This window comes from Streptomyces sp. NPDC088261 (genome assembly GCF_044740805.1).
Lineage (GTDB): Bacteria > Actinomycetota > Actinomycetes > Streptomycetales > Streptomycetaceae > Streptomyces.
The window spans coordinates 1-15647 of record NZ_JBIURL010000018.1 but is presented as its reverse complement, the minus strand read 5'-3'; the positions used below and the strand labels follow the sequence as shown (position 1 = coordinate 15647).

Below are 15647 nucleotides of genomic sequence, written 5' to 3'. Positions count from 1 at the left end.
GTCACCGCCCCCGCAGCGCCTCCGCCGCCCGCCCGGCGATCTCCTCCGGTGTCCCGGTCACCTCCACCGTCACCCCCGCCTCGTCGTCCTCCAGCGGCTGGAGCGCGGCGAACTGGGAGTCGAGCAGCGCGGTCGGCATGAAGTGCCCCTTGCGCGCGGCCATCCGCTTCTCGATCAGCGCCCGGTCACCGGCGAGATGCACGAAGACCAGGTCGGGGGCGGCGGCCCGCAGCCGTTCCCGGTAGGAGCGCTTGAGCGAGGAGGCCGCGACCACCCCGCCCTGGCCCGCCCGCCCGGCGGCCCACGCTCCGACCGCGTCCAGCCAGGGCCACCGGTCGTCGTCGTCCAGCGGGGTGCCGGCCGACATCTTGGCGATGTTCTCCGGCGGATGGAAGTCGTCCCCCTCCGCGTACGGAACGTCCAGTGCCTCGGCGAGCAGCTGCCCGATCGTGGTCTTGCCGGTGCCGGACACCCCCATCACGACCACGACGTACGGATCACTCATCGGTTTTCCCTGCCCCTCCCTGATCACCACTGAAGCCTGACGGCGGCAAGTATCCCGTCCCCGTTCCCGGCCGCTCCCGCCTCCTGCCCCCGCCCCCTCACCCCACCGCCCCCGACGCGAGATAGTAGGTCCCGGACAGAGTCGTTCGCGGTGTACGAGGAAAGCGGGTTGTTCCATGGCGCAGCAGGTGCGAGGGGTCGTCGCCCCCGGCAAGAACGAGCCGGTGCGGATCGAGACCATCGTCGTCCCCGATCCCGGCCCCGGTGAGGCGGTGGTGAAGGTCCAGGCGTGCGGTGTCTGTCACACCGATCTGCACTACAAGCAGGGCGGGATCAACGACGACTACCCCTTCCTCCTCGGCCATGAGGCCGCCGGGATCGTGGAGTCGGTCGGCGACGACGTCACCGATGTCGCCCCCGGCGACTTCGTGATCCTCAACTGGCGTGCGGTCTGCGGAAGTTGCCGGGCCTGTCTGCGCGGCCGGCCGTGGTACTGCTTCAACACCCACAACGCGACGCAGAAGATGACGCTCCTCGACGGCACGGAACTCTCCCCGGCCCTCGGCATCGGCGCCTTCGCCGAGAAGACCCTCGTCGCCGCCGGCCAGTGCACCAAGGTCGACCCCGGTGTGTCACCCGCCGTCGCGGGCCTCCTCGGCTGCGGGGTGATGGCCGGCATCGGCGCCGCGATCAACACCGGCCAGGTCGGACGCGGCGACACGGTCGCCGTCATCGGCTGCGGCGGGGTCGGCGACGCCGCCGTCGTCGGCGCCCGGCTCGCCGGCGCGGCCCGGATCATCGCCGTCGACATCGACGACCGCAAGCTGGAGACGGCGAGGACGATGGGCGCCACCCACACCGTCAACTCCCGCTCCACCGACCCCGTCGAGGCCATCCGCGAACTCACCGGCGGCTTCGGCGCGGACGTCGTCATCGAGGCCGTCGGCCGCCCGGAGACGTACGAACAGGCCTTCTACGCACGGGACCTGGCCGGGACCGTCGTCCTGGTCGGCGTCCCCACGCCCGAGATGAAGCTCGAACTGCCCCTGCTGGACGTCTTCGGCCGCGGCGGCTCGCTCAAGTCGTCCTGGTACGGGGACTGCCTGCCCTCCCGGGACTTCCCGATGCTCATCGACCTCCACCAGCAGGGCCGGATCGACCTCGCCGCGTTCGTCAGCGAGACCATCGAACTCGGCGACGTGGAGAAGGCGTTCGTGCGGATGCACGAGGGCGACGCGCTGCGTTCGGTGGTGGTGTTCTGATGACCGCCTCCGCCGCTTCGGGCGCCCGCGTCGACCACCTCGTCACCTCCGGCACCTTCTCCCTCGACGGCGGCACCTGGGACGTCGACAACAACGTCTGGATCGTCGGCGACGACTCCGAGGCGATCGTCATCGACGCCGCGCACGACGCCGCCGCCATCGAGGCCGCCCTCGGCGGCCGTACGCTGCGCGCCGTCGTCTGCACCCACGCCCACAACGACCACATCGACGCGGCCCCCGCCCTCGCCGACGCGACCGGCGCGCCGATCCTGCTCCACCCCGACGACCTGCCGCTGTGGAAGCAGACCCACCCGGACCGGGCCCCCGACGGCGAACTGACCGACGGCGCCACGCTCGACGTCGGCGGGATCACGCTGACCGTGCTCCACACCCCCGGCCACGCGCCGGGCGCGGTCTGCCTGTACGCCCCCGCGCTGTCGACGGTCTTCACCGGCGACACGCTCTTCCAGGGCGGCCCCGGCGCCACCGGCCGCTCGTTCTCGCACTTCCCGACGATCATCGACTCGATCCGCGACCGGCTCCTCGCGCTGCCCCCGGAGACGGCGGTCCGCACCGGCCACGGCGACCCGACCACGATCGGCGCCGAGGCCCCGCACCTGGAGGAGTGGATTCAGCGCGGCCACTGAGCGGGCGGCAGCAGGCGCGACCCGCTCGTGAAACGGAACGCTTCACCGGTCAGCGGATCGGTGAACTCCAGCACGCTCGCGAGGAGTTGCAGCGGCCGCGCGTAGTCGTCGGGCGCGGCCTCCCGTACGACCGGGTAGAGCGGGTCGTACAGGAGCGGCAGCCCGAGGCCGTTCATGTGGACCCGCAGCTGATGGGTGCGGCCGGTGGCCGGCAGCAGCCGGTACCGGCCGAACCCGCCCCGGTGCTCCAGCAGTTCGACCCGGCTCTCGCTGTTGGGCTCCCCGGGGACCTCCCGGGCCGCCCGCTCCCCGCGCTCCTTCTCGATCCGGCTCCGTACGGTGACGGGAAGCGCCACCGCCGGGTCGTACGGCGCGACCGCCTCGTACTCCTTGCGGACGGCCCGGTCCCGGAACAGCGTCTGGTACGCGCCGCGGTCCCGGGCCCGTACGACACACAGCACCAGCCCGGCCGTCAGCCGGTCGAGGCGGTGCGCGGGCTGGAGCTCCGGCAGCTCCCACGCGCGGCGCAGCCGGGCCGGCAAGGTCTCGGTGATGTGCGAACCACGCGGGGTGGTGGCCAGGAAGTGCGGCTTGTCCGCGACGAGGATCCGCTCGTCCCGGTACACGATCCCCACCTCGAACGGCACCCGCTCCTCGGGCGCGAAGTCGCGGTGGAACCAGAGATACCGCCCGGCGGTGTACGGCTCCGACGCGCGGACCGGCCCGTCCACGCCCACCACACGCCCCTCGCGGAACATCGCGTCGACCCGCTCCGTACCGATCGCCGCTCCGAACCGTGCCACGAGATGGTCCCGTACCGACTCCCACGCCCCGCCGGGATCGGCGGGCAGCCGCAGCCGCACCGCGTCGACCCCTTCGCGCTGCGGCAGGGGGGAGGGCGGCGGGGTGCGATGCCGGTGCCCCACGGATCCCACCCCTTTCCCGGCCCGGGCGGTGTCCTTCACGACTCCGGGCGGCGCCGGTCGCACGGGGCTCCCCACCCTACCGACCCGGGGGTAGCCCGTTCGGCCCACGCCTCGCGTCCCCGGCCGGGATGAGAGCGGATCCCGCGCCGGCCGCCCGCATGATGGACCGGTGATCAGTGTCCTGTTCGCCGTCCTGACCGCGATCAGCAACGGCTCCGCCTCGGTGCTCCAGCGGCGCGCCGCGTCCACGGTGCCCGACTCGGACGCCCTCCACTTCTCGCTGATCAGGCACCTGCTCCGGCAGCGGGTGTGGCTGGCGGGCATCGGCCTGGTCATCGTGGCCGCCGTCTGTCAGGCGATCGCGCTCGCCACCGGCGCCATCGCCGTGGTCCAGCCGATCTTCGTCATCGAGCTGCCCGTGACGCTGCTGATCGCGAGTTACGTCTTCCGGTCCCGGCTGCCGGGCAGTGCGTGGCTGGGGGTCGCCGCCGTGACCGTCGGCCTGGCCGTCGGACTGGGCTCGGCGTCGCCGGGCGGGGGCAGCGAGACCGTGGACGGCCTCTCCTGGATCCCGGCGCTGATCATCACCCTGGGCTTCGAGGCGGTGCTGATCGGCGCGGCGCAGCGGGTCAGGGGCAACGCGCGCGCCGCGCTCTTCGGACTCGCCGCCGCCGTCGGCTACGCGCTGACCGCCGCGCTGCTGAAGGACGCCGTGTCCCGGATCGAGGACGGCTCGGGCGTCGTCGCGCTGCTCTCCGCCTGGCAGTTGTACGCGACCGCCGCGGCCGGGATCGGTTCGCTCTTCCTCCTCCAGAACGCGCTCCAGGCGGGATCTCTGGTGGCGTCCCAGCCGATGCTGACCCTCGGGGACGCGCTGATCAGCATCACGTACGGGGTCACGCTGTTCGGCGAGAACGTGCGTACCGGCTGGTGGCTGATCCCGGAGCTGATCGGCGTCGCCCTGATCACCGCGGGCTGTGTCGAACTGGCCCGCTCACCCCTGGCGTCGGGCACCGCCCCGCCCACGTCCCGCGTGCGCTGACATCCTCTCTCCGCCGGGCCGACGCCTGGCCGTCCGCCGTGCTGCCCAATTGATCGTCGTGTGTAAACCGTTGACAAACTGGTGACACGATTGGAACCTGTGACTCGCAAAAAACTGTGCAAGTGGCTCAATTTTTTCAGAAGCTCCTCGCAACTTCGTGGCAAGAGTCCGACCCGCAGGCCCCCCTCCCGCGGCCCCCCACTCTCTCGTTCCGACAGACAGAGGACCCATGAAACGAACGCAGCTCAGCAGACGGTGGATCACCGGCCTGGTCATGGCCGGCCTGATCGCCTTCGGGCTCATACCTCTCTCCGGCACCACCACCGCCACCGCGGCCGACCGCCCCAACGTCGCCGCCGGCCGGACCGCCTCGGCGAGCGGGTCCGAGGGCAGCCACCCCGCCGCCAACGTCACGGACGGCAATCAGCAGACGTACTGGGAAGGGCCGAACAACGGCTTCCCCGGCTGGGTCCAGGCCGACCTCGGCAGCGCCGTCGCCGTCGACCAGGTGGTCCTCAAACTGCCGACGACGTGGGAGGCGCGCACCCAGGCCGTCGCCGTACAGGGCAGCACCAACGGGACGACCTTCAGCACCCTCTCCGCCTCGGCGGCCCGGGCGTTCTCCCCGGCCTCGGCCAACACCGTCACCATCGACTTCACCTCGACGAGCGTCCGGTACGTCCGGGTGAACATCACCGGGAACACCGGCTGGCCCGCCGCGCAGGTCTCCGAGCTGGCGGTGTACGGCCCGGCCGCCACCGACCCGGGTCCCGGCCCCGATCCCGACCCGGGCACGGGCACCAACCTGGCACGCGGCAAGGCCGTCGAGGCGAACTCCTCGGTCTTCTCGTTCGTCGCGGCCAACGCCAACGACAACAACCTCGCCACGTACTGGGAGTCCAACGGGCAGCCGTCGAACCTGACCGTGAAGCTCGGCGCCGACGCCGACCTCAGCTCCGTCGTGGTCAAGCTCAACCCCGACTCCGCGTGGGGGCCCAGGACCCAGAGCATCCAGGTCCTCGGACGCGCCTACAGCGCCGCCGGCTTCACGTCGCTCAAGGCGCGGGCCGACTACGCCTTCAACCCGGCGACGAACCAGAACTCGGTGACGATCCCGGTCACCGGCCGCGTCTCCGACCTCCAGCTCCAGATCTTCGGCAACACCGGGGCGGGCGGCGGCCAGGTCGCCGAGATCCAGGTCATCGGAGTCCCGGCGCCCAACCCGGACCTGACCGTCACCGCGCTGACGTGGACCCCCGCCGCACCGGTGGAGACCGACACGACCACGGTCAACGCGACCGTACGCAACGCCGGTACGGCCGCCTCCCCGGCGACCACCGTCAACGTCAGCGTCGGCGGCGCCGTCGCGGGCAGCGCCCCGGTCGGCGCGCTCGCCGCGGGCGCCTCGGCCACCGTGCCCGTCGCCGTCGGCAAGCGCTCCGAGGGCAGTTACCGGGTGACCGCCGTGGTCGACCCGACCGACACGGTCGTCGAGCAGGACAACAACAACAACAGCTTCGCCGCGACGGCGCAGCTGGTCGTCGGCCAGGCCCCGGGCCCCGACCTCCAGGTGCTCAGCATCGACTCCACCCCGGCCAACCCGGCCGTCGGAGCGCCGGTGCAGTTCACCGTGGCGGTGAAGAACCGCGGCACCACCGCGTCGGGCGCCACCACGGTCACCCGCCTCGCGGTCGGCGGCACGACCCTCAACACCAACACCCCGTCGATCGCCGCCGGCGCCACCGCCAACGTGAGCGTCAACGGCAGCTGGACCGCCACCAGCGGCGGCGCGACCCTCGTGGCCACCGCCGACGCCACCAACGTCGTCACGGAGACCAACGAGACCAACAACGCGTTCTCCCGGTCCATCGTGGTCGGGCGCGGCGCGGCGGTCCCGTACACCGAGTACGAGGCCGAAGCCGGCCGGTATCAGGGCACGTTGCTGGAGACCGACGCCGAACGCACCTTCGGGCACACCAACTTCGCCACCGAGTCCTCGGGCCGCAAGTCGGTACGCCTCAACAGCACCGGCCAGTTCGTGGAGTTCACCTCCACCGTGCCGACCAACTCCATCGTGGTCCGCAACTCCATCCCGGACGCGGCGAACGGCGGCGGCATCGAGGCCACCATCGGCCTCTACGTCAACGACACGTTCGTCAGGAAGCTCACCTTCTCCTCGAAGCACAGCTGGCTGTACGGGGACACGGACGGCCCCGAGGCCCTGACCAACACCCCGCAGGCCGACGCCCGGAGGCTCTTCGACGAGTCGAACGCGCTGCTGTCGACGACGTATCCGGCAGGCACCAAGTTCAAGCTCCAGCGGGACGCGAGCGACACCGCGTCCTTCTACATCATCGACCTGATCGACCTGGAGCAGGTCGCGCCGCCGACGAGCAAGCCGGCGGAGTGCACCTCGATCACGGCGTACGGCGCGGTGCCCGACGACGGCATCGACGACACGGCCGCCATCCAGCGGGCGGTGACGGACAACCAGACCGACGTCATCGACTGCGTGTGGATCCCGGTGGGGCAGTGGCGCCAGGAGAAGAAGATCCTGACCGACGACCCGCTGAACCGCGGGCAGTACAACCAGGTCGGCATCAGCAACGTCACCATCCGCGGCGCGGGCATGTGGCACTCCCAGCTCTACACACTGACCGAGCCGCACCTGGCGGTGGGCAGCATCAACCACCCGCACGAGGGCAACTTCGGCTTCGACATCGACAACAACACCCAGATCTCCGACATCGCGATCTTCGGCTCCGGCCGGATCCGCGGCGGCCCGGGCGGCGCTGAGGGCGGAGTCGCCCTGAACGGCCGCTTCGGCAAGAACACCAAGATCGCCAATGTCTGGATCGAGCATGCCAACGTCGGTGTCTGGGTCGGCCGTGACTACGACAACATCCCGGAGCTGTGGGGCCCCGCCGACGGGCTGGAGCTCACCGGCATGCGTATCCGCGACACGTACGCCGACGGGATCAACTTCACCAACGGCACGCGGAACTCCAAGGTGTTCAACTCCTCGTTCCGCACCACCGGCGACGACTCCCTGGCGGTCTGGGCCAACCGGTACGTCAAGGACACCTCGGTCGACGTCGCGCACGACAACCAGTTCATCAACAACACGATCCAACTGCCCTGGCGGGCCACGGGCATCGCGGTCTACGGCGGCTACGGCAACAAGATCGAGAACAACCTCGTGTACGACACCGCCAACTACCCCGGCATCATGCTGGCGACCGACCACGACCCCCTGCCCTTCACCGGTCAGACCCTGATCGCCAACAACGGCCTGTACCGCACCGGCGGAGCCTTCTGGAACGAGGACCAGGAGTTCGGCGCCATCACGCTCTTCGCCCAGAGCAGGGACATCCCCGGCGTCACGATCCGGGACACTGACATCTACGACTCCACCTTCGACGGCATCCAGTTCAAGACCGGCGGCGGCAACGTGCCCGGCGTCGTCATCAACAACGTCAAGATCGACAAATCCAACAACGGCGCCGGCATCCTCGCCATGAGCGGCGCCCGAGGCAGCGCGACCCTGACGAACGTGACCATCACGAACTCGGCCGACGGCAACATCGTCACCCAGCCGGGATCCCAGTTCGTCATCACGGGCGGCACCACAGCAACCCGAGCCTGGGGCCGCGCGAACCGGTAACCGACACACCGCACAGCACCACGAAGGCGGCGGGCCCGGAGAGAGACAAACCTCTCCGGGCCCGCTCGCCGGCGTCCGACGCCACATCAGGGCTGGCCAGGTCCTGGTTGGCGGAACGGAAGACCACTGAGTCGAAGGTCCCGTTCGCGGTTCAGGCGGCCAGTGCCGCGGGTTCCCCCAGCCGCGTCACCGCCGTCTTCCAGGCCGCGGTGACGGCGAAGTGGGCCTGGGTGGTGACCAACGGCCCGTCGCCGTCGAGCAGGAGCGGAGATCCGACGTGGACGTGAAGGCGGGGGCGCCGCAGCGGCGCGGTGGCCAGTCCCGCGACCTGCTTGACGGCCGAGCCGGAGACGACACGTCGCGCACCGGCCTGGCCGACCGGGATGACGGGCGCGCCGGTCCGCCGCGCGAGCCGGGCGAGCCCGGAACGGAACGTACCCGGCGCGGCGTCCGCCGCGTCCCGGCGGTCGGGGAGCCCGCCCTCGGCGTAGATGAGGATGTGCCGGCCCTGTTCCAGTGCCTCCGCGGCGAGGTCGAGCGCCCGGGCCGCCCGGGGATCGCCGCGGTGGACGGGGATGTGCCCCTCCCGGGCCAGGACCCGGCCGAGCAGGGGTACGCGCCAGAGGCCGGCGGCCGCCATCACCACGGGCCGGGTCCCGAGGCGTTGCAGCGCGGCCAGGACGATCGCCGGATCCGCGAGTGAGCTGTGGTTGGCGACGACGATGCCGACGGGGAGGCGCCCGGCCCCGTCGTCGGCGGTGACCGTCAACTGCCCGAAGGCGGGGACCACACGACTGGCGAGTCGGCTGAGCATGCGCTTCTCCTGTTCATCGAGACGACCCTCATCGTCACCGACGAGCCCGCGGCGCGCCTGAGTGTCCCTACTCATTCGTCCTGTACGCCCGCGCGAGAGCAAGTCCGGCCCACCGGTTGCCCGGCCTTTCGTCTCGCCCGACAGCGGTATGGTCGTGATGGCTCCGCCGTCACGCCACGCGATCCGGTCGACGTCAATTCGCTTCCGGGCGCGTGTTGTTGTCCGTCCCCGGGAGTTCTTCATTCCGCTACGCCCTGTTGTTCGAAAAGACATTCCCGAGTCTTCCGAAAGAGAGAGACTGACCGCCCGTTTCCTCCAGGAGGCCTCGTGGCCACCCACAGAGCCGAGACCGACCGGACCCCTCGGACCGACGAACCCGTCTTACGGGTCGGCGGTCCCGCCCCGGCGCGTCGCGGCCGGGTACGCCGCCTGCTGCCGCGGGGGATCGCCCTGCTCACGTCCGTCTGGACCCTTGTTGTCCTGATCAACGGCCATGCGGCTCTGCCGTTCCAGCGCATCGTGACGATCGAGGCCAAGATGGCCTCCAAGGCGGACTACTTCGGGGACCCCGAGGTCCAGCGGCTGCTCGTCCGGCACGGCATCCGGGTACGGATCACCCGCATGGGCTCGCGCGAGATCGCCGCTCAGAGCTACGAAGGGTACGACGTCGTATTCCCTTCCGGGCAGCCCGCCTCCGACCAGATCACCCGTAAGCGGGCCACCGAGGGCCGCCCGGTGACGGCGTACCGTCCCTTCGTCAGCCCGATCGTCCTCGCCACCTACCGCGAGTACGCGCAGACACTCGCCGACCACGCGATCGCAGAGCCACTGACAGGCGCCCCTGCCGGGGCCGAACCGCTCTACTACCGCCTGGACATGAAGAAGTTCCTCGGTGTGACGCGAGCGGGCACGCGCTGGAACGACCTCGGACTCCAGAAGCACGGCGGCACACACAACGACAACAGGGTCCTGGCCCAGACCTCACACATCTGCGAGTCCAACTCCGCGGGCACCTACCTCGGACTCGTCTCCTATGTGGATCACACCGTGGGCCCGCACGCGGACAGGCGCGGGGGCGGGATCCCCCGCTCGGCCGCCGAGGCCGACGCCTTCGCCCGGGACATCAAAGAACTCCTCAACGGCCAGGGGATGCCGGCCTCGGACAAGAACAGGACGTACGTGTCGCCCGAAGGCAGGAGCACCTCCCCGATCTCGGTCATCTACGAGCACCAGTTCCTCGCCCACCAGATACGGGCCGAGGCGCGGACGGGCCGGGTCGACGACGAACGGGTCCTGCTCTATCCCTCGACGCGGTTCGTCACCGAACCACAGCTCATCGCGCTCACCCCGGAGGGCGACCGGCTCGGCCGGCTCGTCACCGACGATCCCGCACTGCGACGACGCGCGATGGAACTCGGCTTCCGGGTGGGCGCCGACGACAACTCCGCCAGCAACTCCGCCGGCGAAGCCCTCACCCGTTTCCTGTCGGAGCACCACATCCAGGTACCGGCGCTGTCGGAGGACGACACCAAGGCGGTCCTTCCCCAGCTCCCGCTGTTCGAGCGGATGGTCGAACTCGTCGGCGACTGCGCCCCCGTGCCGCGGGCGACCGGTACGGAGGCGCCGTGACCAGAAACCACCACCTCGGGATCCGTCCGGAGGCCGGCCACCGTCCGAGCGACGACGCGGGTGACACCTCGGTCACCGGCCGGCCGGTCGTGCAGGAGCCGGAACCGCTCGCGCCGTTCCCGCCCGCTGCCTTGAAGGAGATCCGTGGCTGTCACTGAGGCCCAGTGGTGGGGTGCGTGGTGGGGATGGATGGCCTGGTGGCTGGCGGCCGCCGCCGGCCTCGTGACGCTCGCCGCGCTGGCCGTGCGCCGGCTGTCGGCGCGCCGGCGCCGGCGTCTCGGGCGTGCCAGCTACAGCCCCCTGTACCTCGATGACGAAGCCGTCGAGGACCACTACAAGTTCGGCAACCACACAGCGGCGCTGGAGAAGGCGGTCGAAGAGCGGCGCAGCCGCAGCGTGGGCCTCTGGGCGAGTCTGCCGGTCGTGTCCTGGTTCACCGCGAAAAGGGACAGCAGCCAGGAGGTGTTCGTCTCCTACATCCAGGAGAGCGAACCGATCTCGGTGGTCGGCATGCTGCTGTCGGTGTTCGAACGCGAGGACGCCATCGTCCACGTCCGCCTGCGCTCCGCCACCTTCACCCCGAACCGCGCCCTCGTCCGTGAACTCGCCCGCCGTGAGCCGGACGAGGGTCACGCCGACGGTGTACCTTTGAGCGAGATCAGCGAATTCGTCATGGTGGAGGCCAAGTTCGAATCGCTCCCCGGCGGCGACGACAAGACCCGGATCATGCGGGCGGCGTACCGCGACGGCCAACGCACCGCGCACCTGCGCGTCGTGCTGCGGGCCGACAGGCTGCGCAGCGCCGACAAACAATTACCGTCGGGCCAGTTCCAGGCACGGTGTCTGGGCAAGGTCACGAGCTGGAACCCGGCGACCGGGGAGACCGTCCTGGAACACCCGATCGCCGTGTTCCGCTGATCGCCGCCGGTAGGCCGGTGTCCCCGCGTCGGTCGGCCCACAAAAAACTCCCGGCCCGGACGAGTCCGTGCTGGGAGTTCTGTGAAGCCGATCAGGGCATTTATATGAACTGCCCCTGGTGTCCGAGGGGGGACTTGAACCCCCACGCCCGATAAAGGGCACTAGCACCTCAAGCTAGCGCGTCTGCCATTCCGCCACCCGGACCGGGTGTCCGCCGGGCGGCCCAGGGCCGTTCCGACGTGGAAAACCATAGCAAACATTCGGGGGTGCCCGATCACCGGGCGATCCGGCCGGCAGGTCCGTGTGACAGGCGTGTGTCAGCCGGTGCGGCGGCCGGGTCCGCCCTTGGGGCGGGGGCTCCGGCGCGGGAGTATGGGGGGAGTATCAGGAGGACCACCAGCAACGACCGTGGGAGTGAGCAGCGTGAGCGAGTCGAGCTCGGGCACAACCGTTTCGGGCGAGGACGAGGTCGTCGACCTCTGCCGTGACCTCATCCGGATCGACACCAGCAACTACGGCGACCACTCGGGACCCGGGGAGCGGGCCGCCGCCGAGTACGTCGCGGAGAAGCTCGCCGAGGTGGGCCTTGAACCGAAGATCTTCGAGTCGCACCCCGGCCGCGCCTCCACGGTCGCCCGGATCGAGGGCGAGGACCCCTCCCGGCCCGCCCTGCTCATCCACGGGCACACCGACGTGGTCCCCGCCAACGCCGACGACTGGACGCACCACCCGTTCTCCGGGGAGGTCGCGGACGGCTGTGTCTGGGGCCGGGGCGCCGTCGACATGAAGGACATGGACGCGATGACCCTCGCGGTCGTACGGGACCGGCTGCGCAGCGGCCGCAAGCCCCCGCGCGACATCGTGCTGGCCTTCCTCGCCGACGAGGAGGCGGGCGGTACGTACGGGGCGCGCTTCCTGGTCGACAAGCACCCGGACCTCTTCGAGGGCGTCACCGAGGCGATCAGCGAGGTCGGCGGTTTCTCGTACACCGTCAACGAGAATCTGCGGCTCTACCTGGTCGAGACGGCGGAGAAGGGCATCAACTGGATGCGCCTGACCGTCGAGGGCACCGCCGGCCACGGCTCGATGATCAGCAAGGACAACGCGGTCACGGAGCTGTGCGAGGCCGTCGCCCGGCTCGGCCGGCACAAGTGGCCGGTGCGGGTGACCAAGTCCGTACGGTCCTTCCTGGACGAGCTGTCCGACGCGTTCGGCTTCACGGTCGACCCCGACGACATGGAGGCCACGCTGGTCCGCCTCGGCGGCATCGCCAAGATGATCGGCGCCACCCTCAACAACTCCGCCGCCCCCACCATGCTCAACGCCGGGTACAAGGTGAACGTGATCCCCGGCGAGGCGGTGGCGCACGTGGACGGCCGGTTCCTGCCCGGGTACGAGGAGGAGTTCCTCTCCGAGGTCGACCGGCTCCTCGGCCCCCGGGTCAAGCGGGAGACCGTCAAGCGGGACAAGGCGCTGGAGACCAGCTTCGACGGCGCGCTGGTCGAGGCGATGCAGAACGCGCTCGCCGCCGAGGACCCGATCGCGCGGGCCGTCCCCTACATGCTCTCGGGCGGTACGGACGCCAAGTCCTTCGACGACCTCGGCATCCGCGGCTTCGGTTTCGCCCCCCTCAAGCTGCCGCCGGAGCTGGACTTCGCCGGCATGTTCCACGGGGTGGACGAGCGGGTGCCGGTCGACGGCCTCCAGTTCGGGGTGCGCGTACTCGACCGGTTCATCGACAACAGCTGAGCGACAGCTGAGACGACAGTTGATGTAACGCCAGGAATCGCCCGTACGTGCGCACTTGACTGAAAAGAGTGAATGCGACGATACGCTCGTAGCCTGAATGGCTCCTTCTCGTTACTGGTGTGCGGTCTGTGGTCGGGACCGCATTGCCAACAAGGAGGAATACATGATCAAGAAGATCGTCGCCGCTGCGGTTGCCACCGGTGGTCTGGTGCTCGCGGGTGCGGGCATGGCCGTCGCCGACGCCGGTGCCCAGGGTGCCGCAGTGGGCTCGCCGGGCGTGGCCTCGGGCAACGTCATCCAGGTGCCCGTCCACGTTCCGGTGAACGTGTGCGGCAACACGGTCTCCGTGATCGGGCTGCTGAACCCCGCCTTCGGCAACACCTGCATCAACCAGTGACGTGGAACGACTGACGTTCCTCAACCCGTAAGGGTCTGAGCCCGGGCGGCCCCGGAGTGCGCGCCACGCACTCCGGGGCCGCTGGGCATCCCCGCCCCGGCACCGAAGCCCTGGGGCAATCCGGTACGCAGAAGGCAGGGAGCAGAAGCTATGAGACAGGTCACGCGCAAAGGCCTGATCACCGTGGCGGCCGCGGGCGGCGTCATCGTCCTCGGCGGCGGTTACGCGCACGCCGACTCGGGAGCCCGTGGGGCCGCGACCGGTTCCCCGGGCGTCCTGTCCGGGAACAACGTCCAGGTCCCGGTGCACATCCCGGTCAACGCGTGCGGGAACACCGTGAACGTCATCGGTGTGCTCAATCCGGCGTTCGGCAACAGGTGCGCCAACGTGTCGGACCAGGGTCACGGCGGCAAGGGCGGCAACGGTACGGGCGGCCGGCACGGCGGCGGCTACGGCGACGACGGCCCGGAGACCACCCCGCCGCGCGGGGGCTCGCACGGCAGCGGCTCGAACGGCGGTTCGCATGCCGGCGGCGGTACGGGCGGCTCGCCCGGCGTCGGCTCGGGCAACACCGTCGAGATCCTGATCGACGTCCCCGTGAACGTCTGTGGCCTCGGCGTCACCGCCGTCGGCCTGGGCAATCCGGTCTTCGGCAACGACTGCGAGAACGACTCGCCGGAGCCCGCCCCGCCGGGCCCGGCGAAGCCCGTGCAGCCGACCGCGCCCACCCCGCCGGTCACGCCCACGGTCCCGCCCGCCGCGCACACCCCATCCGTCCCGAACGCGCCAAAGCCGCAGATCGCCGCGCCGCCCGCCCTCACCGACGAACTGGCCCACACGGGTGCCGGCGGGCTCGGGACGGCGATTCCGGTCGGTGCGGGGCTGCTGCTCTCGGGCGGCGTGCTTTACCGCCGCGCCCGTACCCGGTCCCGTACCGGCGCGTAGCGGCACGAACACGGACACGGACGGACGCGCGCGGAGACGCGTACGCCGACGTGTACGGACATGCCTGGGGCGGGCCTCGCAGCAGCGGGGCCCGCTCCGTCGTCGTCACCAGGTGGCGCGGACCTGTCGGATGATGCGCCGGCGCAGCCGCACTCTGCGGCTGCCGTCCCGATGCAGGCTCAGACGGTCCAATTCCCAGTGTCCGTACTCGGCGTGGTCGGTCAGCAGACGGGTCGCTTCCTTGCGGGAGACCCCGCGCGGCACGTACACGTCGACAAATTCGTATTCCGGCATCGCATCTATTGTGCGGCCAGAGCCCTCGTACGGATAGCGTCTGCTCTATGTCTGATGCTGCGCAGCCCACCGCTGCCGAGGTACGTGCCGCCGCCGAGGCGGTCAAGGTAGCCCTGGACCGCCACCTCGCGGCGGTCGAACACCGCACGGGGGAGGACGACCCGGCGGTGTCCGAGGCCTTCAACGCCCTCGCCGTCGCCGCCGAGGTGTACGACGAGCGGCTCTACCACCGGTACGACGAGGTCACTCCCTTCGAGATCCCAGATCCGGACGACTCGCTTCCGCCATACGCGGGACCCGAGGAGCCGAACGCCCTCAGCGTGCTGATCCGGCGCGACTACGCGGTGGCGGAGCCACAGCGGCTGCTCGCGCAGGCGCAGCGCATCGCCGACGTGGAGGGTGACGACGGGACCGGGGCGGTGGTGGGCAGCAGTGTGCACGCCGCGCTCGGGGTGCTCTTCGGGGAGTACGAACCGGACGAGATCGCGTCCCGGCACAAGGAATTCGGCCTCGAGGAGGGCGATTCCACGCTGTGGGTGGCGGCGGCGGAGGAGCTGCCGGAGCCGGGGGAGTGGCTGAGCGCGCCGTTCGACCACGCGGATCCGCAGCAGGTGGTGTGCCGGTTCGATGTGAGCGCGGTGTTCGACGAGGACGATCTGGATGCGGACCTGGACGATTTGGAGGAGCAGGAGGCGTAGCGCTTGGCGCGGGCGCCGGTTTTTGGTTGCGCTTACTGCTTGTCCTCAATCGCCGGACGGGCTTGGGTTTGTCGTGGTGACGGGGGGCGGGGCCTCCGGAGGTACGTATGTCCGGACTGCATGTTTTACGGCGCGTTCAACGGGTCGTTCAGTTGGCC

Annotated in this window: 15 protein-coding genes and 1 tRNA gene; 11 read left to right on the top strand and 5 right to left on the bottom strand. The window is 70.4% G+C overall.

Features of this window, described 5'->3' with window-relative positions; translation table 11 throughout:
- Position 1 precedes the first annotated feature (1 nt).
- The gene (locus tag ACIODU_RS28020; RefSeq protein ID WP_401770880.1) at positions 2–505 is read right to left on the bottom strand and encodes a gluconokinase; all 504 of its coding nucleotides are present in this window, start codon (positions 503–505) and stop codon (positions 2–4) included.
- 175 nt (positions 506–680) lie between these two features.
- Between ACIODU_RS28020 and ACIODU_RS28015 the strand changes: the two genes are divergently transcribed.
- Entirely contained in the window at positions 681–1766 is a 1086-nt protein-coding gene (locus ACIODU_RS28015) for an S-(hydroxymethyl)mycothiol dehydrogenase (protein ID WP_401770878.1), read from the top strand.
- Entirely contained in the window at positions 1766–2413 is a 648-nt protein-coding gene (locus ACIODU_RS28010) for an MBL fold metallo-hydrolase (protein WP_401770876.1), read from the top strand. The genes ACIODU_RS28015 and ACIODU_RS28010 overlap by 1 nt, the downstream gene beginning before the upstream one ends.
- On the opposite strand, the gene ACIODU_RS28005 is transcribed toward ACIODU_RS28010, so the two are convergent.
- Positions 2398–3339 (bottom strand): pseudouridine synthase, encoded by a 942-nt coding sequence (locus ACIODU_RS28005; RefSeq protein WP_401770874.1) that lies wholly within the window; start codon positions 3337–3339, stop codon positions 2398–2400. The two genes, ACIODU_RS28010 and ACIODU_RS28005, sit on opposite strands and share 16 nt — an antisense overlap.
- Before the next feature lie 169 nt (positions 3340–3508).
- Here ACIODU_RS28005 and ACIODU_RS28000 point away from each other — a divergent pair, with 169 nt between their 5' ends.
- Together ACIODU_RS28000 and ACIODU_RS27995 are read left to right on the top strand one after the other, a co-directional pair.
- Positions 3509–4381 (top strand): DMT family transporter, encoded by an 873-nt coding sequence (locus ACIODU_RS28000; RefSeq protein WP_401770871.1) that lies wholly within the window; start codon positions 3509–3511, stop codon positions 4379–4381.
- 229 nt (positions 4382–4610) lie between these two features.
- On the top strand, positions 4611–8045 hold the full coding sequence (locus ACIODU_RS27995) for a CARDB domain-containing protein (RefSeq protein WP_401770868.1): 3435 nt from the start codon (positions 4611–4613) through the stop codon (positions 8043–8045).
- Between the two features lie 151 nt (positions 8046–8196).
- Here ACIODU_RS27995 and ACIODU_RS27990 read toward each other — a convergent pair whose 3' ends face one another.
- A complete protein-coding gene (locus ACIODU_RS27990) occupies positions 8197–8859 on the bottom strand; it encodes a lysophospholipid acyltransferase family protein (protein WP_401770866.1) in 663 nt (220 codons plus the stop codon).
- 327 nt (positions 8860–9186) lie between these two features.
- On the opposite strand from ACIODU_RS27990, the gene ACIODU_RS27985 reads away from it, so the two are divergent.
- The 3 genes from ACIODU_RS27985 to ACIODU_RS27975 are packed head-to-tail and all read left to right on the top strand — an operon-like array spanning position 9187 to position 11406.
- A complete protein-coding gene (locus ACIODU_RS27985) occupies positions 9187–10488 on the top strand; it encodes a hypothetical protein (protein WP_401770864.1) in 1302 nt (433 codons plus the stop codon).
- Positions 10485–10646 carry a hypothetical protein gene (locus tag ACIODU_RS27980; RefSeq protein WP_401770861.1) on the top strand — a complete coding sequence of 54 codons (162 nt, stop codon included), beginning with the start codon at positions 10485–10487 and terminating at the stop codon, positions 10644–10646. Before ACIODU_RS27985 ends, ACIODU_RS27980 begins: the two co-directional genes overlap by 4 nt.
- The gene (locus tag ACIODU_RS27975; protein WP_401770859.1) at positions 10633–11406 is read left to right on the top strand and encodes a hypothetical protein; all 774 of its coding nucleotides are present in this window, start codon (positions 10633–10635) and stop codon (positions 11404–11406) included. Before ACIODU_RS27980 ends, ACIODU_RS27975 begins: the two co-directional genes overlap by 14 nt.
- A 116-nt stretch (positions 11407–11522) precedes the next feature.
- Here the strand turns inward: ACIODU_RS27975 and ACIODU_RS27970 are convergent.
- Positions 11523–11610: transfer RNA gene (locus ACIODU_RS27970), tRNA-Leu, on the bottom strand.
- A 168-nt stretch (positions 11611–11778) separates the two neighbouring features.
- On the opposite strand from ACIODU_RS27970, the gene ACIODU_RS27965 reads away from it, so the two are divergent.
- The 3 genes from ACIODU_RS27965 (at position 11779) to ACIODU_RS27955 (ending at position 14497) form a co-directional block, all read left to right on the top strand.
- Positions 11779–13155 carry a M20/M25/M40 family metallo-hydrolase gene (locus ACIODU_RS27965; RefSeq protein ID WP_401770856.1) on the top strand — a complete coding sequence of 459 codons (1377 nt, stop codon included), beginning with the start codon at positions 11779–11781 and terminating at the stop codon, positions 13153–13155.
- Between the two features lie 163 nt (positions 13156–13318).
- Positions 13319–13552, top strand: coding sequence for a chaplin ChpH (gene chpH / locus ACIODU_RS27960; protein ID WP_356428961.1), 234 nt, complete (start codon positions 13319–13321; stop codon positions 13550–13552).
- A gap of 150 nt (positions 13553–13702) precedes the next feature.
- Positions 13703–14497, top strand: a complete 795-nt coding sequence (locus tag ACIODU_RS27955) for a chaplin (protein WP_401770853.1) — start codon at positions 13703–13705, stop codon at positions 14495–14497.
- 105 nt (positions 14498–14602) lie between these two features.
- On the opposite strand, the gene ACIODU_RS27950 is transcribed toward ACIODU_RS27955, so the two are convergent.
- A complete protein-coding gene (locus ACIODU_RS27950; protein WP_005319466.1) occupies positions 14603–14791 on the bottom strand; it encodes a DUF5703 family protein in 189 nt (62 codons plus the stop codon).
- A gap of 47 nt (positions 14792–14838) precedes the next feature.
- Between ACIODU_RS27950 and ACIODU_RS27945 the strand changes: the two genes are divergently transcribed.
- Complete coding sequence (locus tag ACIODU_RS27945; RefSeq protein ID WP_356428955.1) at positions 14839–15489, top strand: hypothetical protein; 651 nt, start codon at positions 14839–14841, stop codon at positions 15487–15489.
- The last annotated feature ends 158 nt before the right edge of the window (positions 15490–15647 follow it).